Origin of the sequence: Synechocystis salina LEGE 00031, assembly GCF_015207985.1 — a bacterium.
Taxonomy (GTDB): Bacteria; Cyanobacteriota; Cyanobacteriia; order Cyanobacteriales; family Microcystaceae; genus Synechocystis; species Synechocystis salina.
Window position 1 is genome coordinate 1 of sequence record NZ_JADEVV010000018.1, and the last position, 25,286, is coordinate 25,286.

Sequence of the window (25,286 nt, forward strand, 5' to 3'; positions counted from 1 at the left end):
CTATTTTCGAGACAATGAAGCCCTGGTTGCATGGATAAAACAGAATCCTCTCTCCCCTCTGGTTACCTGCGTGGGAGATGGCCATGATGGTATCTGGAATATCATTACTCAAATTGCTTCCGAACACCAACGACGAGAAGTCCTCGATTGGTATCATTTGATGGAAAATCTCTACAAAGTCGATGCTCCTCCCAGTGACTTGAAGCAAATCAAAACATTCTTGTGGTCGGGTTGCTTCGAGGATGCATCGAAGCAGTTAAAATCCATTGACACCTATGCTAGTCAGACTTTTCGGGCGTATTTGAATAAGCACCGCCATCGCATTGTTCCCTATGATCTATACCAGTTGATGGGGTTGGATATTGGCTCTGGATCAGTCGAGTCTACTGTGAAACGAATTGGTGCTCGTCTCAAATTATCTGGTGCTCAATGGTCTCCCAAGAATGTTAACCGAATGCTACGCCTGCGCTGTGCCTATCTTAATCACGCCTTCTCTATGAGTATTTATGCTTGCTGACAAACTGGGATGCTCCCCTAAAAAATCCTCTCGTTTTCACCTAGTTTGACAAGAAAAATTCCTAGATTAAAGAGAAATAAAACACCAGCAAAAATTAACTATGTTTACTGCCATCGGGGAGAATGGCTCCCGTTAACTTGGCCGCCGTTAGCTTGACCATAATCCGATTACCCGCGCCAATTTTAGCCCCTTGTAAATTTGCTCCGCTGAGATCCGCCCCACTCAAATCCGCTCCGACTAAATTAGCTTCTTGTAAATTTGCTCCCCGCAGGTTAGCTTCCAACAAATTAGCCCGGAAAAGATTGGCCCGAAACAGGTTGGCATTTTCCAAATTAACTTGGTGTAAAAAACTATCACTCAAATCCGCATTACTCAGGTTAGCGGACACCATTTTTCGCCCTGATAAATCCTTTTCTTTCAAATTGGCCCAACGCAAGTCCGCCCCGGTTAAGTCTCGATAGTAGGGTCGATTATGGTTTTCCTGATGATGGTGGGAATTAGAGCTATGGTTATGGTTGGTCTGCTGTTGATCATGGGCCCGGGATTGACGATCGCCGGGAGGTGGGTAAGGTGGTGGATCTTTGGCCCTAGGCTTGGATTTGGGCTTAGCTTTGGGGGCCTTGCTGGGCTGATCCTTTTTAGGCACCTGGGAAGTTTTAGCGCTTAACTCCAACTCCAGCATTTCCTTGAGGCGATCGCGGGCTTGGTTGATTTCCTTCAGTTTGCCGGCCGCCTTGGCTAACAGACGGGGATTGTCCCTGGGCAGGCGATCGGGATGCCAAACAAAGGCCAAATCTCGATAGGCTTCGTTGATTTCCTCCAGACTAGCCCCCACCTCTAGCCCCAGGATTTCGTAGTAGTGGGAAAACTCTTGCATAATCACCGCTGTGCAATGGCCCACTTAAAAGCGTAATATAGAAAGGTTGTCAATTTTTAAGATCCCAGAGAAGTCATGGCAGTTCCCAAGAAGAAAACCTCCAAAGCTAAACGCGATCAACGCCGAGCCCACTGGCGCAGACAAGCTTCCTCCCAAGCGGAAAAGGCTTTATCCCTCGGCAAGTCTATTTTATCTGGCCGTTCTACTTTCCTCTATCCCCCTGCAGAAGAAGAAGGGGAAGAAGAGTAGAAATAAATTGTCAGTTAGCTGAATTTAGCATTAAGGTGAGGGGCGATCGCCAAGGATAAAAAGGTTTTGGGAAAAATAGTTGAATTGATTGAACTTCAATGCTTAACCGGTTCCCGAAGCTTCGCCCAACTCCCTACCAAGCAAGCATCGTTGCTATTTTTGTCTTTTCTCTGGTTATACGTTTCTGGAACCTGGGACAGTTCAACGAGTTAGTTTTCGACGAAGTCTACTACGCCAAATTTGCCAGTGACTATTGGCTTGGTAATGATTTTTTCCCTTCCCATCCCCCCCTGAGTCATTACCTGATTGCTTTGGCCATGGGGTTGGGGCAGTTTTTTCCTGTCAATCCAGAGCAAGTTAACGATCTGACGGGGGCGGTGCGTTCCACCTGGAGTTACCGCTGGCTCAATGCCCTCACCGGGGCCACCATTCCCCTACTCCTAGGGGCGATCGCCTATCTGTTGACCCAACGACGCTTGGTGACATTGTTGACCATGGGGCTAGTGGCCTTAGATGGATTGTTTTTGGTGGAATCCCGCTATGCGCTGAATAATATTTACCTGGTTTTTTTTGGGTTACTTGGCCAAGCTCTGGTTTTATGGCATTTGCGTCAGGGCAAACTGTGGCAATTAATTTTGGGGGGCATTAGTTTAGCCTGTGCCGGCAGCGTCAAATGGAACGGTTTTGCTTTCTTGTTGGGTATTTACCTCCTCTGGGCGATCGCCTGGTTCAGAACGGTCTTCAGGCAAGGCTGGGCCGAGCAACAAGTAAATTCACTGGAACCATTAGATGGCAATGGACAGAATAATCACGACTTTTTTTCCCGTTGGTTGACCATTTCTCCCTTTAAATTCGCCCTTTGGTTGGTGTTGATCCCGGCAATTACCTACAGCGTGATTTGGATTCCCCATTTGTTAATGAATGGCGAATACGCTTCCCTGGAAGGTTTTTGGCGCATTCAAAGGCAAACCTGGCAGTACCATCGCCGGGTGGGCAACAGCCCTGATATTCACCCCTATTGTTCTCCTTGGTATAGCTGGCTGGTGATGGCTAGACCGATCGCCTATTTTTACCAAAAATCCGGTAAATTCGGCTTAATTTACGATGTCCACGCCATGGCTAATCCAATTTTGCTCTGGTTTTCCACGGGGGCCATGGGGCTATTGCTGGGCACTATTGCCTGGCAAAAAATCAGTCAATTTTTCTTTAATCGGACCAATTCCATCAATGTACCTTTGCGGGGGGTAACCCTTTATATCGTGGTTAACTACGCCGCCAATCTTTTACCTTGGTTGGGTATTAGTCGTTGCACCTTTTTTTATCATTACCTAACCGCCTATGGCTTTAGTATCTTGGCCTTAGCTTTAATTTTGGCCACTTTACTGGACAGCCCCCAACGGAGCCACCGCATCATTGCTTGGACAGTTTTAACCCTAGTGGCGATCGCCTTTTGGTATTGGTCGCCAGTTTTTCTGGGCATGCCCCTGACCCCCAAGGGTTTTGCCCTGCGGATGCTGTTTCCCAGTTGGATTTGAAGACAAGCTAATCCGTTGAATTAACCCAGAGTTGGAACATTGCCCTTATCAACTAAATGGGACGATAGACCACCGCATAGTCCCCTTCCCGATTATCCGGCAGCAGGAAACCCTTACGACAAAGAGCATCAATGGTTTCCTTCACCTTTTGGGGATCTTCCCCGGTGGCCACAATGCACTCGCTCACCGTTGCACCAATCGCCTTAGCGGCACAGGTTTTAATAATCAACACATCCAGCCTTTCTGTGGTGACTGGTGATGGGGCAGTAACCATGGGAGATGGAGCGGGGGAGGTGAGGTACTGTTTGTGGTTATAAATGGCGTTGAACTTTCTTTCGTCCATGGTGCCGAGGATAATCACATCCACAAAGCCAAGAATGAAAGGAATGCCCGTCCAAGAAAAAATGAAATAGACGATGCCGGCGAAAATATTGCCTAGGTAAAATTTATGTAAGCCAAAGCCGCCGAAGAAAAGGGCAAAAATTAGGGCAACAAAGCGATTTTTCATAGCGGGTGTGCAAAGGAAACCGGCACCTACTGACGGTACTCGACAACAAAAGCGGAATGGGTCCAAGCCCCCCTATTGTCATAGTAACGGATCAGCCTTTGTCGTTTGTTGGGGCGCACCAACCAGCCGACTTCCCCAAAGAAGGGTTGTCCCAATTGCAGGCGATCGGGAGTGCAAGAGGAAGCACCATCCGGCAGTAGGAGCACGTTGCTGGGGTGGGAGCCCAGAAAATTGATCTGATTACCGATCACTTTCCCTTGGGTCACCGAGGTTTTTCCTTCCACAGTTATCCGTTGTTCCACCATGTCTCCGGTTTGCTCCAGGATAATTTCCATCCCACTAACTTCCGGTTCCCGCCAATCGGGGTAACCTGTATAAACCTGGCAGTGCCATGTCCCCAACAATTGCTCCACCGTTAACGTTGGTCTTTCTTGGGCATTACTCCCCCGACGAAATTCCCGGATAAACGTCAAACTGGCTAGGCTCAATTCCTTGTCATACAGTTGGACAAATCTCATCCGGCGATCGCCGTCCACAAAACCAAATTCTGCCCCAAATTCACTGAAGGGAGCCAACTGCCATGGCCCTTTGGAAAAGGCACCGGTGCCAAAAAAGATAATTTGTCGCCCTAGGGAACGGTAATCCTGGCTATAATCCTGGGTCGGGGGGTCTTGGTAATCGGGGTTATCGTAGCGGCGCAGACGGAACTTGACCAACTTGTTATCTTCCAAGCCTTCCAGAGTCAGTATGGAGGGGGTTTGGCTCAACACCTCCCCCTGGGGAGACATGCGAGTAAAACTGCCCTGCCACTCGCCGAGATTTTTGAGAAAGTTTTCCCAGTTAGCCATGGTTATTTGACCCTAATTTTTAGTTCTGATGTTTTTGGAGAATCAATTAAAACCATTCTCCCATTTCTCCCTCCCCCCTCCCCAGTGGGCAAGCTTTTCCAGAAATACTGGTTTATCATCGGGAAAAGTATGGCTTAGTTTTGCCATTTAGATCTAGATTTTTCCCAACATATCCATGCAGACTATTAGCCTTGGCCCGAACGGCCCCGCCTTTGCTCCCCTTGGATTGGGCACTTGGTCCTGGGGAGATACCCTGTTTTGGGCCTACGGTAAGGACTTTGGCCCGGAAGAAGTGGAGGGAGCTTTCCATGCTTCCCTGGAGGCCGGGGTTACCCTGATTGACACCGCTGAAATTTACGGTTTTGGGGAATCAGAACGGCTCATTGGCCGCTTTTGCCAGGAAACTGACCAAACAGTACAAATTGCCACTAAATACTTTCCCTTGCCATGGCGTTGGCAGCGCTCTGATATCACCAAAGCTTTAACCGCCAGTCTAGAAAGGCTACTAACAGATAGCATTGCCCTCTATCAAATCCATTGGCCCCTGGAATTTTGGCTCAAAACACCGGATTTCATGGCAGTGTTGGCCGCCGAGGTCAAAAAAGGCCGCATCCAAGCTGTGGGAGTAAGCAACTATTCCGCCCAGCAAATGGCGATCGCCCATGGGTGTTTAGCCGCCCAGGGCATTCCCCTCGCAAGCAACCAAGTGCCCTACTCCCTGCTCAACCGTGACATTGAAAGCAACGGCATTTTAGCCCAGGCCCGTCAGCTCAATGTCACCATTTTGGCCTACAGTCCCCTGGCTCAGGGGCTACTCACCGGCAAATATCGCCCCGAAAATTCCCCCAGTCTCCAGGGAGCCCGCCGCCTTGATCCCCGCTTTAGTACCAAAGGATTGCAAAAATTAACTCCCTTACTTACCCTCTTGGATACATTGGCGGACAAACACGACAAAACACCGGCCCAAATTGCCCTCAATTGGCTCATTGCCCAAGGGAACGTGATTCCCATTCCAGGGGCAAAAAATGCTTCCCAGGCGAAACAAAATGCCGGAGCTTTGGGGTGGCAATTAAACCCAGAGGAAATTGAACAATTACGAACTGTTGCCCAAGGTGTTTGAAAATTTTTTGCGAATAAAGTCTTGATCTTGTTCTTCTAACCGCCCCCGTAAAGCGCTAGAAAGACCTCAAAATTAAACTGAATTTTTACCCGAGCCCATTTATTAGCTTAGAAATAGGTGGTGTTATAGCTGATTTATTTAATTTTGAGACGTTTTGCTGGAGTTGTATGGTAACATATTGGAAGAATAACACAAGAATTTATAAATCAGTCATGACTTACGATCTTGATTTACGTATTAAGGTTATAGATTTCATCGAGAGTGGAGGTGGAATCACAAAGGCTTCGAAAATATTTAAGGTAGGCAGAGCAACAATTTATCGCTGGTTGGGGAGAGAAGAGCTTGCGGCAACGAAAGTTGAGAACCGCCAGCGGAAGATAAACATAAAAGAATTAGAAGAGGATGTGAAAAATAATCCTGATATGCTTCTAAAAGAAAGAGCTAAAAAATTTGGTGTAACTTCTGCCTCACTCTGTTACCAATTCAAAAAAATGAAGATTACTAGAAAAAAAAACAGTTACTTTATCAAGAGAGAGATGCCCAAAAGCGAGCAGAATATCAGAAAATCTTGAGGCAGTTAATTTTAACATACGGTATTGAAAGTCTAGTATTCATAGACGAAGCCGGTTTTGAGGAATTTGTATCCTCACTCTATGGATGGTCTAAAAAGGGAGAAAGAGTATATGGAGAAAAGCAGGGGAAAAGAGGGAAAAAAGAGAATCTTGTAGCAGGTAGAAGAAAAATGCAAAAAGACTTAATAGCGCCGATGTTATTCAGCGGAAGCTTAAATGCAACAGGTTTTGAAGGATGGCTTGAATTCTTTTTAATACCAGCATTGACAATGACGTCGGTGTTGATTATGGATAACGCCCCTATTCATCGAAAAAAAAGGATTAGGGAAATAGTAGAGTCTGCAGGACACATTGTGTTATTTTTGCCCACTTATTCTCCAGATTTGAATGATATAGAGCATGACTTTAGTGCATTAAAGAGGGCGAGAATGCACGCACCTCCGGGTACTAGCATAGATAAGGTTATTCAAGATTACTGCATAGCCTAACGTCTCACAATTATCCTAATTAGCTATATCTATGTAGTGAAAGTCTAAAATAGACAGCAACCGTGGTAGGAGTAATGTGTCCAAACTAGTTGTGTCACTTTCCCCTAAAATTTAGAGCCTGTTTGAAAAGTAGGGTGTAAGCCTTACTAGATAAAGTTTTCAGCGTCTACCATAAAAACATGTCCAAATGCTTGCTGAGTAAGGGATTGGGCAAAACTTTTCAAACACATTCTCAAGCAAAGATGCTCAAGATTGGTCAGGAAGCGCCTTTCATTTTCTAAAAACTTCTTCAATCATTAATCTGCTATTTTATATTTTATCAACCACTATAAATAATGAGGAATTAAGGTTAGCTTTATCTTAGCTTCACTACCTGAATGACACTACCGGTGAACGAACAGGCGACATTTTCTCCTTGCGGGTGAGGAGAGTATTCTTAAAATTTATAGCTACTGGAATAAGAGGTTATCTCGCAAAAAGTACTTGTATTCAAAACTGAACGTGAGGCTTTCACCTCATCCAGTTTCTTAATAAATTAATTACTATCAAGGCGCATCAAATTTTGTAGCTAAACTCTATGATTACATCATTGTAATCAAGGTCTCCCCCTCCCACTATATCCTCGAAACCAAAGAGATTACTGCCCAAACGAGACATATGACTAATGCCGCCAGGGTTAGCGGCTCCAAAGGAAAAAAGCGCCACAGGGCCAAGGGTCGGATTGTTAGTGGGATTTTTGCTTAACACTTCTTCAATGGATGAGTTGGGAATAATCGCCATGCCATACATATTGTTGCCCGACAAACTGATGGTCTTTTGAGTAGTGCTAAAAAACTCGTCAGGGGCGTTTAAGCTTAGCCCCGTTGCTGGATTCTGGGCCCTTGTTAATGCCGCTTGTAAATAGCCTCCATCCCCTGGGTTTAAATTAATCTGGCGATCGCCATCGGTATCAATGCCCCCGGTCAGACTATCCACTTTGTAGAGAACAATAAGATTTTCGTAAGCCCCCGCACGACTAATGGAAACATTTGCCGTCACAGTCTGGTTTAAAATTCCTGGTACAACCAAAGTTTTGGAAGCGATTTCTGTAGTAATGCCATTAAAATCTAACTGATGATAACCTCGACTATCTGTTTCAACCATTAGTGGAGCATCAATGGAAAAAGCGATTTCTTCTCCCTGTTGACTATAGAGCATATAGTAACGATTAGCTTCTAAATTAGAGTTACTAAAGCTACCAAAAAATTGTGATTCTGTCCTCGCAAAAGCTTCAATATCAGTAAAACTTTGTCGGGCTAAACTACGGGTTAAAGCCTGGGCTGAGGCATTGGCTTGATCACTAAAAACAACTTGTTTACGGGCCAAAGCGGCCTCCTCATAGCCCGGATCATCAGGAAGTAAACCATCAATGGCACCATCGGCACTATCCACTGGAACCCAACCAATTTCATAGTTTTGTGAGGGACTATTGATTAACCTGAGTTGCACTTGCCCATCGGCATTGGTGGGAGCCCAAAAAAGTCGGTTATTATTGCTAATTAGACCTGGAATGGTACGGCCTAAATGACCGTTGGTTGCCACTAAGCCATTAACTATACCATCGGCATCACCCTGATCGCCGTCCAAAAGTTTGAGTTCTACTCCGCCAATACCATTTGAGCTATCTAAATTGGTGAACCGGGCCCCTGTTTCATTATTAAACATCAGGGATTGATAGGTTTGACTGAGGGGATCGTAACTAAAAAAGTCGTTAAATTCGGCTAGCCCTTCAACACTCAAATTAATCTGAGCTTGGCCGGAATTAACCGTGGTGGAGAAATCAATCAAGCCATTCATGACACTGTTATCCCAGTCCCCGGCCAGGTAGTTCCAACGACGGATCTGGGCACCATTGGCATCACCAGCTAAAGCAAAAGCAGAGTCCCCATCTCCTGCCTCCAAACCATCATTTAGCAAAGAAACCAATAGACCAAATTGGCGATCACCGTTATAAACAAAGTCATTAGGAATTTTTACTGTGACGTTTTTTTTGTTCTCCCCAGGATTAAATATTAACTGTCCCGCTATGGGTAAATAGCGATCGCCAGCTTTGCCACTCATGTCCTGGGTGATGTAACTGACCAACACGTATTTGTCTAAATCTCCAGTGCGCTCAACGACAAACTGAGCTTCACCACTAGCTTCTGATACCTTGGGATTGGAAACAAATAAACGAGTGGCTTGACCCGATGCAGAAGCTAAATTCTGAGTTGCATTTGTTTGAGAGTTACTGGACGATGTGACGTCTAATGGCTGAGCAGTGGGAATAGTATTTAGAACTGGTTTATTAGCACTATCTGCATTGAACGTTATTGTTTGTGGCTGATTAACCAAAACAATGGCCGCTGAAATGTTGGAAGTATATTTATAATATTTTTGACTGTTACGATACTCCGTCCCATCTGCCTCAAAATCAGCACTTAAATTAAGGGTGTCGTTGGCATCCATTAACACCGTAACTTGGTTATTGCCGGATAACTTCACCACCGTTAATGAGTTCAGAGTCAGGGTGTTAGCGCCGTAATTGCGAATATCAATAATTTCAAAGTTTCGCAACCGTAATCCTGGGGAGAGGGTAGTTAAATCCCAGGCTTGCCCGTTGTAACCCGTCAGCTTGAGGGTATCAGTGCCACTCCCTCCATCCAAACGGCGGAAATTGGTATCACTCACTGTAACCAGGTCATCGCCGGGGCCCGCATAAACCACGTCAACGCCGCCGTTGGTGTAGATAATGTCATCCCCTTGGCCGGCAATAAAAATTTCCCCAGTGGGAGTGCCCAGCATGACATCATCGCCAATGGTGCCCATCTGATTAACTTGGGAAGTGAAATCACTACCAAAGAGAACGTAACTAAGGTTATCCAGGGCCCCCGGCGCTCCCATGATGAAGTCACTAAAGCCATCCCCATTTACATCGGCCCCACCACTGATAGAAATACCCGCTTGAGAACCGGGTAGGCCTGTTGTCACAAAGCCATAGGGATTAAAATTTTGGCTACTATTACTTTGATTTTCAGCTAATTTTCCTAATCCAAAGGGGGAATTTGCGTTATATTGACTACCCCAGTGGGTACCGCCAAAGACCACCCAATTTACCCCCTGAGCTCCGTTGGCAGAAGAGTTTTGAGAACCGACAATGGTGGTAAGGGGAGAGCTAATAAGTACATCGTCAAAGCCATCGCCATTCATATCTCCGATCGCCGTAATTTCTAGTAGTTCAAAGTTAGTTGCCGCTGGCATATCCGGTGCGGCTAGAACCACATCAGGGACAGCAGTGGTGGAAATTCCATCCTTGTTGCCATAGTAGATAAACACTCCCCCCAAGTTATTAATGTCATCATAGGCGCTAATAAAATTTTGTTGTAAATTCCGGTAGCCTGGAGCCAAAATAGCTATATCAGCAATGCCATCACCGTTAAAGTCGCCAATATCGTAAACTTGTTCTCCCAGTCGAATTGCTTGATTGGGTTCAAAGAATGGTTTGGAGAAAATGAAGGTAAGAAAATTATCATTGCTTTGGGTAATGCTTGGGGTTGAAGATAGAATTAAGCTTTGATTAAAGAAAGCTGAAGCTACCCCATTAAGATCATTCAGAGCAGAGGAAAAAGAGGTGGAAGTACTGCTCCAATTCGATCCATCTGCGTAAGTAATAAATTCCACTTCATTACTATTAGAGTCGGCGAAGAATAAATAATAAGTTTCATCTACAAACGTTAATGATGGTTGGTAATTAGTGCTGACTTGGGTCAACTCTGGGGAAAGATTCCAACTGCTTAAATTAGTGGAGTCCAATGTTGCAACAAAAGCAGCGGAAGACTTACTGGATTTAAACGCTACCGATAGGGTTTCGCCATTTATGGTTTCGCCATTTTGATTAGGAACAACAATTGCACTTAGAGGTTGGTTGGTAGTTTGGGCACTTCCATTAAAGGTTAGTGCTGTACTATCAGATCCCCAGCCAGTGCTACCAGGGTTTTGGGAACTAACATATAAAATTTCGTCATCAGAACTATCTTTAACAAAGAAAATATAAAGCTCATTATTAAAGGCGACTAAAGTTGGCCCATTATTTGAAGCTTGATTGATTTGAACCGGCGAGAAATTCAATCCTAAACTATTCTCTGTGGTATTACTTCCTTCGGCTATCCATACATGCCCACTAGAATCAGTGAAACCGAGATAAAGTTGACCGTTATAAGCAGCAATAGACGGAGGGAAGTTTCCAGGAGTGATTATTGTAGAGCCATCGGCTCCAATCAGGGTTATTGGAGTGGACTCTCCCCAGTGAATACCATCTCGACTTTTTTGTATAAAAATCGAATTATTATTCTCGTAATAGGCTTGGTATAGCCAACCATCTAAAACTGCCAAAGAGGTAGCTTTTTCAATGCTTTGATTCCCAATCCCAACGGTAATTCCACTAGTTGAAGACGAATCGAAGGTTCCAACAATTGAAGCATTGGGAGGATCCATAGTAGTTTGTAAAACGGCCTTTCCAGATTCGTAAGTGAAGTATTGCAAACCACCGCCAAAGCCACCGATGTTAGGTACAGAATTTAATTGAGCTTGGCCCGCCACAATTTCATTTGAACCATCGCCGTTGAAATCAATGCCAGTAAATGAAGTAGGAATTGGATCACCGCTATCAAAAACCAGATTAATGGGTTGCCCGCCAAGGGAGCCGGAGGCACTACCCAACAAAAGCCAACTTTGATCGCCATCTTGGAAAACCACATCGTCGTAACCGTCACCATTAACGTCCCCCACTCCCCAAGCTCTGCTAACACCGGCAATTTGAGAAGAATTACTATCTAGTTGTAGGTTGCCCAGACTACCTAAACTACTACTGCCCAGCACTAAGTAAAAATTACCCTGATTATCGATCGCCCCAAAATCCGCTAATCCATCGCCGTTAAAGTCTCCCAGAGCAACAAATTCTTTTACTTCCGCACCATCAATAGAAATTAACAAATCATCGGTGCCCACTGCCGCATCGAGTAAATCTTTAGTGCTATTACCAAAGACAACCACGCCACCGGCAGAACTGCCTCCAGATAACACATCCGCAAAGCCATCGCCATTAATATCTCCCAGCATGACGACATTGCGACCATTGCCAAATAGACTTCCTGCCGTTTCTGAATTAAGCAAAAAAGTATCTACATCAGTGGTAATTACTTCACCAATGTTCAATGTAGTAGCAGTACTAATTAGGCTTATATTCCCCGAATTTAGGGTGCCATTAGGAACAATATTATTCTGGGGATCGACGATGTACAGGCCACCATCTGACGCTAACTTAAGGACTGCACCATCATTGCCATTGGTGCCAGAAGCCCAAATTACATCACCTGAATTTCCCCCTGGTTGGCCGTAAATAACGAGATTGCCATCACTTTGCATAATGGCATAGGCCTCTGAAGTAACCTTTACTCCCTCCCCTGGATTTGATTGCCAAACGAGTTCACCAGTGGCGGAAATTAACTGCAATTTAGCGGAGACTAACTGATTAAACTCGTTCTGAACTAAGACAAAAACCAGTGAATAACCAATTTCTCCATTGAGTAAAAAAGTTGCTAAATTTGTGGTAATTTCTTGATTTTCGTTGAGGGTTACGGCGGTACTGATCAGGCTGGGGTTTGCTGAATTTAAAGTGCCATTGGTAACAATATTATTCTGGGGATCAACGATGTACAGACCACCATCTGAAGCTAACTTGAGGACAGCACCATCGTTGCCGTTAGTGCCAGAAGCCCAAATTATATCACCCGCCGGCTGGCCATAAATAACCAGATTGCCATCACTTTGCATAATGGCGTAGGCTTCGGGAGTAACTTCTGATTCTTCATTTGAATCGGTTGTTTGCCAGACAATTTCCCCGTTGGGAGCAATCATCTGTAACTCAGCAGTGACTAACTCATTGGAGTCGTTATAAATTAAAGCAAAGGCGAGTACATACCCAAAGGGGCTGGTGGCCAGGGAGTATTGGTAACCATCAATAACAAAACCATTGTTGGAGGAAACATCAGCTAGTTTGATACTGCCATCGTCCGCTAACCAGGGATGTCCATAAACGGCATAGAGTTGTTGACCCAATGGAGCCGTGAGCATTATGTCATCTATGCCGTCATTGTTAATATCTCCCACTCCTACTCCAGCGGTTCCCGTGGCTTGGAAAGGTTGATTACCGTTAAGTAAAAATGTGGTTTTGTTGTCGTTAGCGGTGACATTTAAATCAAAAATAGTCCCGAATTGACTTAAATCTAGCGGCCCAAACAGAACATAACTTTGACCTGTGGCATTGGCCCCTTGGGGAGCAGTAATTAAGAAGTCTTGGTAGCCATCATCATTTAAGTCTCCCGGTGAGGTGATAACTGCTCCTGTTTTGCCCCCAGCCAGGCCACCATTGATCACGAGGTTACTGACTGTATTTAAGGTTTGTGTATTTGTTGTAGTTATAGTTGTTGTTCCAGATGGAGTTGTTGGGGTTGGAGTTGTAGTTGTTGTGGTTGTTGTTACAGATGAAGTTGTTGGAGTTGCTGGATTTGCTGGAGTTATTGTAGTTGTTGTAGTTGTTGTTCCAGATGGAGTTGTTGTAGTTGTTATAGTTGTTGTTACAGATGGAGTAGCAGTAGATCCAGCAATCACAAAGGCTTGCCCTGTATTAGTATTGGCCCCAGGCCCTGCAATGACTAAATCTTGACGACCATCTCCATCCAAATCCATATTTAAACCAGAGCCAATCACACTTCCGGCAAAATAACTGGTGGCAGTGCCTTGAGCATTGGGAATGGCTGGCCCGGTATAGATGGCCCAAGGATTTGTGTTAAGACTTAAGCCTTGATTAGAGTTATAGACATAAACGGCCCCGGCTGAAACATAACTGGAACTAGGAAAAAGGTCTGATGTGATTTGTTGATTTTGTTTGTTTTGTGAGTTTTGGCCTGGGAGATTGCTTTGATTTGTCCACTGATTCGCGACTTGAATTTGATAGTTCGGCGCACCAATAAAAAGATCATCTGTGGTCGTACTACCCGTAAATGTAGATGGGGAATTAGTCCCAGTCAATCGTCGTGACACTCCTAGGGCAAAGCCGGCCCCTTCCCCCACTGTTAGGGTTGGACTGGGTGGATTCGGTTGGGGATTGGGAATTTCAAAACTTTGGCCTGTATAAATAACAGTAGGGCTAATCGAATCAGGAGCATTATCCTGGGCAAAACCAGGGACTAGATAAACCAGGCCAACCCGATTTCCGTCACTATCTTTGCCATAGGGCGCACCGAAAACAATATCATCGTAGTCATCCCCATCAAAGTTCCCCACGACTACTGAAAAGCCCGCTAAATCATCCGCATTACTGCCATTGATCGCAAAACCCATACTATTCGGTGTCGTGCTTAGGCTTGTGACATCAATTTTTTGGCCCTTTTGACTGTTGAGATAACTGCCATAGATGACATATACAGCCCCGGCAAACTTACCTACATTGGGCGCACCAATTACCAAATCAGGAATGCCATCTCCGTCAATATCCCCCGTGGCTAAGGAAAGAGACAGATTTCGGTTATTATCCCCCGCATCTTGAATATTGGTAATTAGCACCCCATCGGGATTACCATTAAGATCATTGGTACTTAGTGAGCCGCTGCCCGAGAGAATATCGCTGCCACCAAAAAGGATTTGCACTGTACCATTGTTGCCAAGGTTGCCTTGACTGTCGCTATAGCCGCGATTCCCCACTGCCACATATGCCAAACTACCATCGGAATTAAATGCACTGGCCAGAACGTACCCGATCGCCGGATTATCGGAATCAATAATAAAACCACTATCAATCAGGGCTAGGGAGGAGTCATTGGCTTCGGTAACCGTTGCCGTTCCCGTGACGGTTTGACCTGGCCCCATTGTTGCCGAATTGATCTGATAGGGAGCAACAGAAGTTGGTCCAATGGTATTACCACCGTCGAAATAAACCGTATAGTCAACTGCCCCAAGAGGAGTATTGGAACTGCCGGGATCAATGAACAAAAAGAGATTTTCGGTATATCCCTGAATTGGATAGCTAAAGGTTGATGTCTCGGGATTAAGACTGTTGAGTAGGGTATCTCCTAAAAGTAGGCCAAGCTGATTACCCGTTAGTGCTGTGCCAGTGTTATCGGTGCCAATCGCCCAGGCCTGGTTGCCACTAGTAACTTTAATTCCGCTGATAGTTAAGTTTGGATTAGAAAGCGAAATCTGATAAACGGCATCAGCAATTCCATTGGGCGCAATCATGGTGCTGGCCTGGGCGGCAGTGGCAGAGACTAAATCGAAAACAGGGATATTGGCCCCGGCTAACTGGGTGGGAACGATTGCGGGTGTGGGGTTAATTTGACTAGGGAGTTGCCAACTTGAACCATCCAAAACGGAATAGTAAGTATTCGGGCCTGGGGGAATCGGTTTGTTATATTGGGCGGCATAGTGATTACCAATTTGATTCGTGCCCGCAATGATCTCGAGAATTTGGCTCCCCGTCAGGTTTTGGAAGTTTGGGCTAGTTAAATCCCCTGCATTGACATCAGAAGCCGTTAACGCCTTGGGGTAAAATGCCACTTCATCTAAATAAACCGGATTATTCTCCGTAGAAGCCCCTGCTAAAGTCAAGGCCGCAGATGTCGGAAACGAATCAAATTCAACATCATCTACTGTCCCAGCTAAGACACCATTGAGATACAAACTAAGATTTTGACTTGAGCCATCATAAGTACCAACAACGTAATACCAAAGATCAGTGGCTAAGGTTTCACTAGCTTGAATTTGAGTATCATCGTCGTTACCCAGGCCAAAGGTAAGTTTCGGCGGCGCATTAGGATCATTGGGATCAACCTCCAGGCCCAGGCCAAATAATCCAGGTGCAGAAACTAAATTGATAGATTCCTGAGGTAAATTGGGCAACTTAAACCAAAATTCAATCGCAAAAGCGTTGTTGGTCAGGGGAACAGGTTGATTCAGCGTTACTCCCCCACCTTGAAACAACACGGCAGGATTGGGATCACCGGAATTACTGGTAGTTTCTAAGGCCCCCATTTCCCCCAGAGTAAAAGTACCGCTATAGGTGCCATTAGCTGCGGCTTGAAACTGACCACTATTGCGGGCCACCGTTCCAGTTCGTTCTCCCAGACGTAAGTAAACCGATGGATCAGCGTTACGGACTAATTGGCGATAGGATGCTGGGGCAGATTCAGTCCAGAAAATTGCTGGTTGTTGATTTATCGTACTAATGGTTAGGGGCGTAAAGGGATCGGGGTTAATGTCGGGAAGTATGCGAGCAGGTTCAGACCACCCAGAGCTTGAATTCAACTTAGAGTAGTAAATCGTGGTAACGGGCGTACCATTATTATTCAGTATGGTATTTAACCAGGCCGCCATAATCGAACCATCAGGCCCCAGGCCAAGCGTGACATTGGTATTCTGTCCTGTTTGCTGGGGAATGGGGGCGGCCACTGACCAAGGAATGATTTGAGCGTTGGGGCCAAGATCACCAAGATCATCTAAAGAGGCAACAGAAAAGTAAATAGTTGAGCTTTGCAGGGCCTGGGTAATAATCTCTAAGTTGCTATAATATTGGCCTGGGATGAGTTGATTCTGAATTTGGCTACTATCAACATTTACCCAAGCAGCAAATACCTGATTTGTGGCCTGGTCAAAATACACTGCTGGATCGTAATTTAAGCCACTTGTCCCAATAATTGAGCTTGGATAGGCAATACTAACGCTTGAGGTGCTGGGGGTGGCTAAAAGTGTCTTAATCACCGTCCCAGGATTGGTAAATGTGGTCAGAATATCGCTCGTAGTAAAGGGAGCAACGGGAATGTTGTTGCTATTAGCTAATATGCCATCACCAGAAATATAGCTAACTGTAACAATATCGCCTTGCCCAATGGGTTCTAATAAGGGCAAAATAACAGAATTATTCTCAATATCTACTTTATCATTCACAGTAATAAAATTATTGGAATTGTTGACTGTAACGATAAATTGATTCCCGCCAGGAGAATTGCTAGATGAAAGGAGTTGGTCAAAGGTGAGCGTAATGACATTAGAAATTGCCACTGCTTCTAATAGCGTTGGGGCATTGGTTGAACTAGCTGCTTGCGTCACAGGCGTGGTAAAGTCAGGCACCCACAAGGCGAAATCTGTGGCATCAGAAAGGTAAAGATTATAGAGGCTATTTTCTGGTGTTGAATCAATGCTATAACTGACCGAAATTGTATCATCAGTATTAATAACAGTACTTGAATTTAACGTAATTTTAACATAATTATCTGAGCTGGATGAATCCTGAATTTCAGCACTTTGATTATTAATTAGAACTGTAAACGGATTACTAGTGGCCTTGGTATTACTTGGATTTTGGAGAGTGTCAGCAAAAGTGAGGAAAATCTGTGTTCCCGATAATAAGGCAGAAATGGGAGTAATCGGCGGGGTATCACTACTCCAGGCCAGTAAAACACCATCATTATCATTAGTTACAGCTAAAGCAGGGGGGCTATCCTCAGCATAATCTTGGGCAACCGTACTACCGAGAAGGGGGTTAGTTGTAATTGTATTTCCGGTTGTTCCTGATACATTGCTATAGGTACGATTTACTTGTCCAGCGGTGTTTGGTGGCGTATTACTGGCAATATTAAAATCACTAATTGCAACATTATCTTCTGTGGTTAATACATTTCCAGAACCGCTACTGCTCGAATAATTAACGCTATAGGTGCTGCTCGAATTTCCAGATAGAGTTAAGACCACGCTACGAGGGGCTACACTAACGGAGTTAATTGAAATTAAATTACCATTAGCATCGGTAACTTGAAATCGAGATAAATCGGGAGTAATGTTAGGATTTAGAGTGGCATTAAAAGCGACAATAACTTGCTGATCCGTGACTTGGTAATTACTGCCTGTGCCACTGATGGGATTGTAGTTATAGGTAAACGTATTGGCCGATTGATTAACAACAGGAATCGGCGTCTTATTTTGATAGCTAACTGTAATTTTTGAAAAGGGCTGATCGTTTAAGGCTGTTTGCGGAATCGCCGATTCAAGCCTGAGAATAGTGGTATTGTCCCGAGTTAAAACCCCAAACACCGGAATTGTCGTAATTTTCTTGCTTAGAGGGTCTTTGACGCTAACTTGGAAGTCTGTGGCCTGGGGAGTGCCGTTAGTTTGTAAGCCTTGAATTTCTAATAGCGGCCCTTTGACGATTGCAGTGGGAGAATTGCTGGCCTGAGTTGTTTCTAAAGTAGCTTGATTTAGTGTGGCTGCATCACTGCTACTGGGATCATCACCCCAAGTCCAAGTCGGATAGATACCCACTGTGCCGCCGAGAAAACCCAGAACTTTAAAGGTTAAATTTAGAGGAAAACCAAGGGTAATATTCCGGTCAAACAGAAAGGTGCCATCCGTTGCTCGAGTAGTGCCAACTGTCCCAGCCAAACTCACCTGACCGCCGAGGACAAGTTCAAGAATGAAAGGAATTTTAACACCACCATCAATTCCAGTCGACAAAGGAACAGAAAACAAGAATGATTCCAGTTCTAGAGCTTCAATGTTGTCCTGGTCGAACTCATTAAAAATCAACTCTCCAATTTCAGCAATATCAGAGACAACCGCCAGGCCAACAGCAGCTAAAGCCCCAACAGGAGGAATGCTAATTAAGGTTGTAAGAACCGAATTATCACCCGATAACACCGCACCAACGGGAGAGACATAGGTTTGCGGATCTTTGGGAGATAATTGCCACTGCATCCCCAGGCCAGCACTGCCTAATAAATCAAAAACAAATGGTGTGCCTTCAATGGGTAAAGGAAAGGTAAAACCTGCCGTTAAGCCAAGACTACCCGTTTCAACACTTAAGGGATAGGAGGAAGAACCCTGCTTGGGGGATGTATCAAAGGTATAAAGAGTTGCGGCAATGACAGAAATGGATGTTTCCGGTTTGTAGGTTAGGTTTGTGGTGTTTTCTTCCGGATTTAAACTACTGCCAGCACTCCCTGTCTCGTCATTAGAATTCTCCCCGTCTTCTGAATCATCTTCATTAAACTGAACGGTCATTGAGGCATTGAGCAACAGCCCTTCCGTACTGACACCGCCGCCAAAAAATGAAAGATTAGGGTTATTGCCCGATGAGCCAAGCAGGGTTCCTGATAGATTGAATTTCTTAAAAATAGGCTCAAGCAAAAACTGGGGAACAACCGGCATTCCCTTCAAGAATTGTAAGTTCGATAAATTAGTGTCAAAGGTTTGAGAGACTGACCAATTTGCCCCAAATCCTTGAAATGCACTCTGAGCCTCCGCTTGGGTAAAAGGCTGGTAATTGGCATTGGCTAACGTCGCTGTTGTGGTTGTGCCACCGACAATATAGTTGCCTTGAATGACACCATTTTTGCTAATCTGGGGCGTGTAAGCAGCAATGGGCGTAACTGGGGCCGGCGGCGTTGTCGGGAATTGGTTACTGTAAATTTGAAACGTTTGCGAGTATAAATCCGCATCTTCTCGGATGGCTTGGTTTTGGGCTTTGATGAGATCAACTTTTTGCCCTACCACCGTCACAAAACCGTTATCCACTACCACCCGAGGTTCTAAATCGCCAACTTGATCTGCTGTCAGGGCTTGGGGAGTGTCGAGCCATTGCAGTTTGCCAGAAGTGTCGTACTGAGCCGCAGTATAGAAAAAGTTACTGTCGTTTTCCCGGCCTTCTTGATAGACCACGGCCAGACCTGGAATCAGCGTATTATTGCTTGTTCCAGATTCGACAATTAACCCTGAATCGGCAACCAAGTTAAGACTACGGATGTGCTGACCAGCGGTATCGACAATGGCCTGGGCGTTTTTCCATGTCTGAGAAACTGGGTCATAAACAGCGTGCCAAATATTCGTTCCTTCCAGCCAAACAATATGACTCGTTCCGGCACTGTCTTGAACAACGGCAGAAAGGCGATTAGATAAATTTATACTCATTCAGGCCAGGCTCCACAAATAAAATGAGGTTCGACGGTTAAATTCAGGCTTTTGATGGACTGGCCAGTAATATTGGCGATCGCCCTGGTATTGATCCAACTAGCGGAATTGGGATCATAGACAGCGTGCCAAAGGTTGTCTCCCTGGGCCCAGACCACATGGGTTATTCCAGCAAAGTCAGTGGTAATAGCGGAAAGACCGTTAGCAAGATTGAGGGTCATATTAACAATCTCCGCAGAAATTAAATTTTTAGAGGTGTAGATAATGCACCAATGATAGATTCACCTTTGTTAAAAATTGCATCGACTAAAGGCAAAAGAGATAAAAATTTACGTTTCAACCAAAAGGCTTAACAGAGCAATAAATTACGCTTATAGCTAAATGAAATAATAATGTGTTTGAAAAGTTTTGCCCAATCCCTTGCTCAACAAGCATTTGGGCATGTGTTTATGGTAAACACTGAAAACCTTATCTAGTAAGGCATACAGTCCATTTTTCAAACAGGCTCTAAGGCAAAGATGCTCAAGATTAGTCAGGAAGTGCCTTTCATTTTCTAAAAGCTTCTTCAATCATGAATCTGCTGTTTTACATTTTATCAACCACTACAATGAGGAGTTAAGGTTGGCTTTATCTTGACTTCACTACATGAATAACACTACCACTTTTTACTAAGTAGATAATTTATAAAGTTTTGTTGTCAAAAACTTCTGGTGATTCATTTGAAAATTCCCTAACTAGACTAATAGAAGAGCGATAAATCAGAGTAATGTTGGTTACCACAAAGATTGTCTTAGGAGCATTTTAGTTGGCTAGATTGATGGAAGAGGTGTAGTTGAATTGGTTATATTTTTTGAGCAAACTCTAACCCTGATTAAATTCATATAACAACCAAATTCCCACCCCCAAACCGACAAAATTGGGCAGCCAGGCCGCCAAGGTAGGGGAAATTAACCCAACAATGCCTAAGCTACCACTGAAAAATCCCAGTATGTAGTAGGCAAAAATGATCACAATGGTTAAACCAAAACCCGTAGCACGACTTATTCTTTGGGGCCTAGCTCCGATCGCCGAACCTACCACGGCAAAAACAATACAAACAAAAGGAAACGCTAATTTTTGTTCTGTTCTGACCTGAAAAAACTGAATTTTCTTTTCATCGCCAATCAATTTTAAAATTTTGATATAGTCCTGGGCTTCGGCAATGGTCATTTCGTAGGGATCCCGTCCCTGTCGGGCAAAATCAAAGGCGGACTTGGGCAGGGCAATTTGTTTATTCGTAAACGGAATCGCCTCTTGGTAATCCTCTGTTTCTGTGAGGCGGTAAAGAGTACCATGAAAGAAATCCCAGCGTTTATTGTCGTTGTTCCAGGTGGCATTGTCGGAAAGTACAATATGTTTCAGATGATTTTCCGTCCACTGCAACACCGTCAGATTTTGCATTTCCTTGCCGTCAAACTTTTCCGCATAAACTAAACTTTTTAACCGCCGTGCAGTTTGGCCATTCTCGAGCTTAATTTCTTCAAACTCAGGGTAAAAAACATCGCGATTTTGCCAAAAGGGATGCTCTTCATCGATGGATTCAATCAGGATACTGGTAGCTCGATAGTTGGCCACCGGCACTACCCATTCACTCAGCACAAAAGCCCACCCTGTTACCAGCAAACTCAGCACCACCGCCGGCAAAATCAGACGGTATAAACTCACTCCACAACTGCGAATAGCAATAATTTCGCTATCTCCACTCAAACGACCAAAGGCCATCATTGTGGCTAGCATCACCGCCACTGGCAGGGAATAGGCGAGAAATTCCGGTACTTTGAGAAGTAGTACTTCTGCCGCTTTAGCTACCGGGAGATTTTTCTCAACAATTTTGTTACCTAAATCGGACAAATTACCGATCGCCAGCCCCAAACTGGCCACCACCCCGACGCTGAATAAAAATGGGGGAATCAGTTGCCTGGCCACATAGCGGTCCATGAGGGAAATACGGGGCAAAAGATGGGGCCACTGCCCCAAGCTGGTCAAGGTTTTAGACAAGAACATCACAGATTTTCAAGCTTCCCAATGGCTAAAATTCTTCAAGTCTTTAAAATTCCGCGTTCATGGGAGTGCGGGGGAAAGGGATCACATCCCGAATATTGGCCATGCCGGTCATGAACTGGACAATGCGCTCAAAGCCTAAACCAAAGCCTGCATGGGGCACAGAACCGTAACGGCGTAGGTCAAGATACCACCATAGATCGCTTTCGGGAACCCCTTGTTCCTGCATTCTTTGAGTTAATACGTCTAGTCGTTCTTCCCGCTGGGAACCACCGATAATTTCACCAATTTTGGGCGCTAAAATATCCATAGCGGCAACGGTTTTCCCATCCTCATTTAAGCGCATATAAAACGCCTTAATATCCTTGGGATAATCGGTCACAATGGTGGGTCTTTTGAACACAATTTCTGCCAAATATCGCTCATGTTCTGACTGTAAATCCACTCCCCAAGCGACGGGATATTCAAACTTTTGCTCCGCTTTTTCCAGCAGTTGAATTGCCTCGGTGTAGGTCAGCCAAGCAAATTCGTTGTTAATGATATTGTCCGCTGTGGCCAGCACTGTGTTGTCAATGCGCTGGTCAAAAAATTCCATATCCTCTGGGCATTTTTCCAGCACAAATTTGAAAATGTATTTCAGAAATTCCTCCGCCCATTGGCGATCGCCTTCTAGGTCACAAAAGGCCATTTCTGGTTCCACCATCCAAAATTCGGCTAGGTGGCGGGACGTATTGGAATTTTCGGCCCGAAAGGTGGGGCCAAAAGTGTAGACATTCTGGAATGCCAGGGCCATCACCTCCGCTTCCAATTGTCCACTCACTGTTAAATAAGCTTGTTTACCAAAAAAGTCTTCGCTGTAATCAATACCATGATCACTTTTGGGCACCTTCTGTAAATCTAAGGTGGTGACATTGAATAAATCCCCTGCCCCCTCACAGTCACTGGCGGTAATGATCGGAGTATGGACCCAGAGAAAACCCCTCTCCTGAAAAAATTGGTGAATGGCGGTGGCACAGGCGTTACGCACCCTCATAACTGCGCCGATGGTATTGGTGCGGGGCCGCAGGTGACCAATGGTCCGCAAAAATTCAAAGCTGTGGCGTTTTTTCTGGAGGGGATAACTGCTAGGGTCTGCTCCCCCCAACAATTCCAGTTTGGCTACCTTTAACTCCACCCGTTGTCCTTTTCCTGGTGAAGGGGCCAATTTTCCTTCCACCACCACCGCTGCTCCTGTCTGCAATTGGGATAACAGGCGATCGTAGTCCGTCAAATTCCCATCAAGCACCACTTGGAGGTTAGCCAAGCTAGAGCCGTCATTAACTTCCACAAAACTAAAATCCTTGAGGGTTCGTTTAGTGCGTAACCACCCTTGAACCATTACTTGGTCATCGGCCTGACCATGGCGGAGAACTTCAATAATGCGGCGTTTGTTCATAAACCCCAAAGGAGTAGAGATAGAGGGACAGTGGGTGCCACTATTAAACCACGGCACCGAGCCACTCCCAGGGTAACCAATCCCGGCTGGGGAAGCGATGCGCAGCAAACCAGACAAAAATCTGACCAACCCAGAAAAAAATATTTTGACCATCAACAATTAGGTGTTATGATGGCTAATCGTGAAAGCAATGGGTCGATGCCCGAGTGGTTAATGGGGGCGGACTGTAAATCCGCTGGCTATGCCTACGCTGGTTCAAATCCAGCTCGGCCCATCCCTTTTGCCCTTGTAGCTCAGTGGTAGAGCACACCCTTGGTAAGGGTGAGGTCACGAGTTCAATCCTCGTCAAGGGCTTTCCAAGCTTAACTATTAAATCTGTTCCCTGGCGATCAGTAACTGATACTGATCGTTTTCGCTGTTGATTACTTTCATGGGGACTTAAGACTAAGGTGAGATTTCCCCAGACACTAGTACAAAATAAAAACTTTTTTTAGTCTTTAATTAGGTTACCTCTCTTTTTTCATTGATCAGTCTAGTCAGCAAATTTTCAAATGAATCGCCAGAAGTCTTTGATAGCAGGGTTTTTAAGATGTGTACTTAATAAAAAATCTTGCCCTTGTATTTCACGTTGGAAGAATCCTGAATTTCTATTCTAGTAAGGGTTTTATGGAATAAAGTCAAACGATTGTCTTCCAGACTCAGGAAAGAGCGATAAAAATCAGAGGTGTTGAACGACAATGCTTGGGTTTACCGTTACAAATATCTAGATTGATAATGATTCGGACGTGCATAGTATTTGTGTTCTTCAGAAAATTGTTCTATTTCATGTCGGCGATCGCCTAAAAAACAGCTTAGCAAGTACATAAAATTTACCGAATGGAACTTTGGTGATCATAAAAAACCTACTGGTCCACCAGTTTCCAAAAGTTAAGAAATTTTAACTCCCCATTTTTGCGTCAATTATGAGACGATAATGAAAAATGAAATGATCATGAAATGACCGTTATCACTATGGCAATATCATTTGCTTCCCGGGGAGGACTGCTGGCATCTGGTTTGGCGATCGTTTTTTGGCTGACCGGCTGTGGGACAGCGGAAGTCACTACATCCAATGCTCCCAGGGAAGAGGTGACAGAAGTAACCACCGAAGTCCAAGCGGAAAACGAAGGGAAAAAGAAAGTTTTAACCACCTTCACCGTGCTGGCCGACATGGCCCAGAATGTTGCCGGAGATAAGTTAGTGGTGGAATCCATCACTCGCATTGGTGCAGAAATCCACGGTTATGAGCCGACTCCCAGTGACATTGTCAAAGCTCAGGACGCAGACTTAATCCTTTACAACGGCATGAATCTGGAGCGTTGGTTCGAGCAATTTTTGGGCAATGTCAAGGATGTGCCCTCTGTGGTGCTAACGGAAGGTATTGAACCGATTCCCATTGCCGAAGGTCCCTATACCGATAAACCCAATCCCCACGCCTGGATGTCCCCCCGTAATGCCCTGGTCTATGTGGAAAATATCCGCCAAGCCTTCGTCGAACTTGACCCGGACAATGCCGAATATTACAACGCCAATGCGGCGGCCTATAGCGAGCAGTTAAAGGCGATCGATACCCAACTGGCATCCGATTTAGAACAGGTGCCCGCCAAGCAGAGATTTTTGGTCAGTTGTGAAGGGGCGTTTTCTTACCTGGCCAGGGACTATGGCATGGAAGAGATTTACATGTGGCCAATCAATGCCGAACAACAGTTCACCCCCAAACAGGTGCAAACCGTGATTGAGGAAGTGAAAACCAATGACGTACCAACAATCTTTTGTGAAAGCACCGTCAGTGACAAGGGCCAAAAACAGGTAGCCCAGGCAACCGGCGCTCGCTTTGGCGGCAATCTCTATGTTGATTCCCTTTCCACAGAGGAAGGCCCTGTACCCACCTTTTTGGATTTGTTGGAATATGATGCCCGGGTGATTGCCAACGGTCTTTTGGCCGGTGCCAATGCCAAACAATGACAAAAGTTTTGCCTTCTATTCGGTGTTGAGTTTTTCTTAATCAACCCAACTCAATGTTGAC

General features: G+C 45.0%; 13 protein-coding genes, 2 tRNA genes and 2 pseudogenes. 10 read left to right on the plus strand and 7 right to left on the minus strand.

The genetic code is table 11. The features are described 5' to 3' along the window. Nucleotides 1–517 (plus strand): annotated as a pseudogene (locus IQ217_RS07845) (ISKra4 family transposase); the annotation flags it as partial. Nucleotides 518–611: 94 nt separating this feature from the next. On the opposite strand, the gene IQ217_RS07850 reads toward IQ217_RS07845, so the two are convergent. Next, nucleotides 612–1,418, minus strand: coding sequence for a pentapeptide repeat-containing protein (locus IQ217_RS07850; RefSeq protein ID WP_420826677.1), 807 nt, complete (start codon nucleotides 1,416–1,418; stop codon nucleotides 612–614). A 51-nt stretch (nucleotides 1,419–1,469) separates the two neighbouring features. Between IQ217_RS07850 and rpmF the strand changes: the two genes are divergently transcribed. Together rpmF and IQ217_RS07860 are read left to right on the plus strand one after the other, a co-directional pair. Next, nucleotides 1,470–1,643, plus strand: coding sequence for a 50S ribosomal protein L32 (gene rpmF, locus IQ217_RS07855; protein ID WP_190596701.1), 174 nt, complete (start codon nucleotides 1,470–1,472; stop codon nucleotides 1,641–1,643). A 98-nt stretch (nucleotides 1,644–1,741) separates the two neighbouring features. Further along, the gene (locus IQ217_RS07860; protein WP_194019523.1) at nucleotides 1,742–3,178 is read left to right on the plus strand and encodes a phospholipid carrier-dependent glycosyltransferase; all 1,437 of its coding nucleotides are present in this window, start codon (nucleotides 1,742–1,744) and stop codon (nucleotides 3,176–3,178) included. A gap of 52 nt (nucleotides 3,179–3,230) precedes the next feature. Here the strand turns inward: IQ217_RS07860 and IQ217_RS07865 are convergent, their stop codons facing one another. After that, entirely contained in the window at nucleotides 3,231–3,686 is a 456-nt protein-coding gene (locus IQ217_RS07865; RefSeq protein ID WP_190596705.1) for a TM2 domain-containing protein, read from the minus strand. Nucleotides 3,687–3,712: 26 nt separating this feature from the next. Continuing rightward, nucleotides 3,713–4,534: a DUF3598 family protein gene (locus IQ217_RS07870; RefSeq protein ID WP_228023985.1), complete on the minus strand. Its 822-nt coding sequence runs from the start codon at nucleotides 4,532–4,534 to the stop codon at nucleotides 3,713–3,715. A 175-nt stretch (nucleotides 4,535–4,709) separates the two neighbouring features. Here IQ217_RS07870 and IQ217_RS07875 point away from each other — a divergent pair, with 175 nt between their 5' ends. The 3 genes from IQ217_RS07875 to IQ217_RS18850 all read left to right on the plus strand — a co-directional run bounded on the left by IQ217_RS07875 (nucleotide 4,710) and on the right by IQ217_RS18850 (nucleotide 6,714). After that, entirely contained in the window at nucleotides 4,710–5,654 is a 945-nt protein-coding gene (locus IQ217_RS07875) for an aldo/keto reductase (protein WP_190596707.1), read from the plus strand. 212 nt (nucleotides 5,655–5,866) lie between these two features. Beyond that, nucleotides 5,867–6,226 (plus strand): IS630 transposase-related protein, encoded by a 360-nt coding sequence (locus IQ217_RS18845; RefSeq protein WP_228023984.1) that lies wholly within the window; start codon nucleotides 5,867–5,869, stop codon nucleotides 6,224–6,226. After that, a complete protein-coding gene (locus IQ217_RS18850; RefSeq protein WP_228025727.1) occupies nucleotides 6,223–6,714 on the plus strand; it encodes a transposase in 492 nt (163 codons plus the stop codon). Before IQ217_RS18845 ends, IQ217_RS18850 begins: the two co-directional genes overlap by 4 nt. A gap of 555 nt (nucleotides 6,715–7,269) precedes the next feature. Here the strand turns inward: IQ217_RS18850 and IQ217_RS18855 are convergent. Then, nucleotides 7,270–19,746 (minus strand): Calx-beta domain-containing protein, encoded by a 12,477-nt coding sequence (locus IQ217_RS18855; RefSeq protein ID WP_228023982.1) that lies wholly within the window; start codon nucleotides 19,744–19,746, stop codon nucleotides 7,270–7,272. Next, nucleotides 19,743–19,967, minus strand: a complete 225-nt coding sequence (locus IQ217_RS07895; RefSeq protein ID WP_194019524.1) for a hypothetical protein — start codon at nucleotides 19,965–19,967, stop codon at nucleotides 19,743–19,745. The genes IQ217_RS18855 and IQ217_RS07895 overlap by 4 nt, the downstream gene beginning before the upstream one ends. A 286-nt stretch (nucleotides 19,968–20,253) precedes the next feature. Between IQ217_RS07895 and IQ217_RS07900 the strand changes: the two are divergent. After that, nucleotides 20,254–20,382, plus strand: a pseudogene (locus IQ217_RS07900) (IS1 family transposase); the annotation flags it as partial. Between the two features lie 225 nt (nucleotides 20,383–20,607). On the opposite strand, the gene IQ217_RS07905 reads toward IQ217_RS07900, so the two are convergent. Next, nucleotides 20,608–21,789: an LptF/LptG family permease gene (locus tag IQ217_RS07905; protein ID WP_228016686.1), complete on the minus strand. Its 1,182-nt coding sequence runs from the start codon at nucleotides 21,787–21,789 to the stop codon at nucleotides 20,608–20,610. A gap of 43 nt (nucleotides 21,790–21,832) precedes the next feature. Further along, nucleotides 21,833–23,221 carry an asparagine--tRNA ligase gene (gene asnS / locus IQ217_RS07910; RefSeq protein WP_194019526.1) on the minus strand — a complete coding sequence of 463 codons (1,389 nt, stop codon included), beginning with the start codon at nucleotides 23,219–23,221 and terminating at the stop codon, nucleotides 21,833–21,835. Nucleotides 23,222–23,413: 192 nt separating this feature from the next. Here asnS and IQ217_RS07915 point away from each other — a divergent pair. The 3 genes from IQ217_RS07915 (at nucleotide 23,414) to IQ217_RS07925 (ending at nucleotide 25,225) form a co-directional block, all read left to right on the plus strand. Further along, nucleotides 23,414–23,495 (plus strand) — tRNA-Tyr (locus tag IQ217_RS07915). 8 nt (nucleotides 23,496–23,503) lie between these two features. Beyond that, a tRNA-Thr gene (locus IQ217_RS07920) sits at nucleotides 23,504–23,575 on the plus strand. 657 nt (nucleotides 23,576–24,232) lie between these two features. Continuing rightward, nucleotides 24,233–25,225 carry a metal ABC transporter substrate-binding protein gene (locus IQ217_RS07925; protein ID WP_194019527.1) on the plus strand — a complete coding sequence of 331 codons (993 nt, stop codon included), beginning with the start codon at nucleotides 24,233–24,235 and terminating at the stop codon, nucleotides 25,223–25,225. Nucleotides 25,226–25,286 lie beyond the last annotated feature (61 nt).

Bases quoted from the DNA above. Each gene is read 5' to 3' on its own strand.
- rpmF (WP_190596701.1), top strand. From the start codon at position 1,470: ATGGCAGTTCCCAAGAAGAAAACCTCCAAAGCTAAACGCGATCAACGC.
- IQ217_RS07860 (WP_194019523.1), top strand. From the start codon at position 1,742: ATGCTTAACCGGTTCCCGAAGCTTCGCCCAACTCCCTACCAAGCAAGC.
- IQ217_RS07865 (WP_190596705.1), bottom strand. From the start codon at position 3,686: ATGAAAAATCGCTTTGTTGCCCTAATTTTTGCCCTTTTCTTCGGCGGC.
- IQ217_RS07870 (WP_228023985.1), bottom strand. From the start codon at position 4,534: ATGGCTAACTGGGAAAACTTTCTCAAAAATCTCGGCGAGTGGCAGGGC.
- IQ217_RS07875 (WP_190596707.1), top strand. From the start codon at position 4,710: ATGCAGACTATTAGCCTTGGCCCGAACGGCCCCGCCTTTGCTCCCCTT.
- IQ217_RS18845 (WP_228023984.1), top strand. From the start codon at position 5,867: ATGACTTACGATCTTGATTTACGTATTAAGGTTATAGATTTCATCGAG.
- IQ217_RS18855 (WP_228023982.1), bottom strand. From the start codon at position 19,746: ATGAGTATAAATTTATCTAATCGCCTTTCTGCCGTTGTTCAAGACAGT.
- IQ217_RS07895 (WP_194019524.1), bottom strand. From the start codon at position 19,967: ATGACCCTCAATCTTGCTAACGGTCTTTCCGCTATTACCACTGACTTT.
- IQ217_RS07905 (WP_228016686.1), bottom strand. From the start codon at position 21,789: ATGTTCTTGTCTAAAACCTTGACCAGCTTGGGGCAGTGGCCCCATCTT.
- asnS (WP_194019526.1), bottom strand. From the start codon at position 23,221: ATGAACAAACGCCGCATTATTGAAGTTCTCCGCCATGGTCAGGCCGAT.
- IQ217_RS07925 (WP_194019527.1), top strand. From the start codon at position 24,233: ATGGCAATATCATTTGCTTCCCGGGGAGGACTGCTGGCATCTGGTTTG.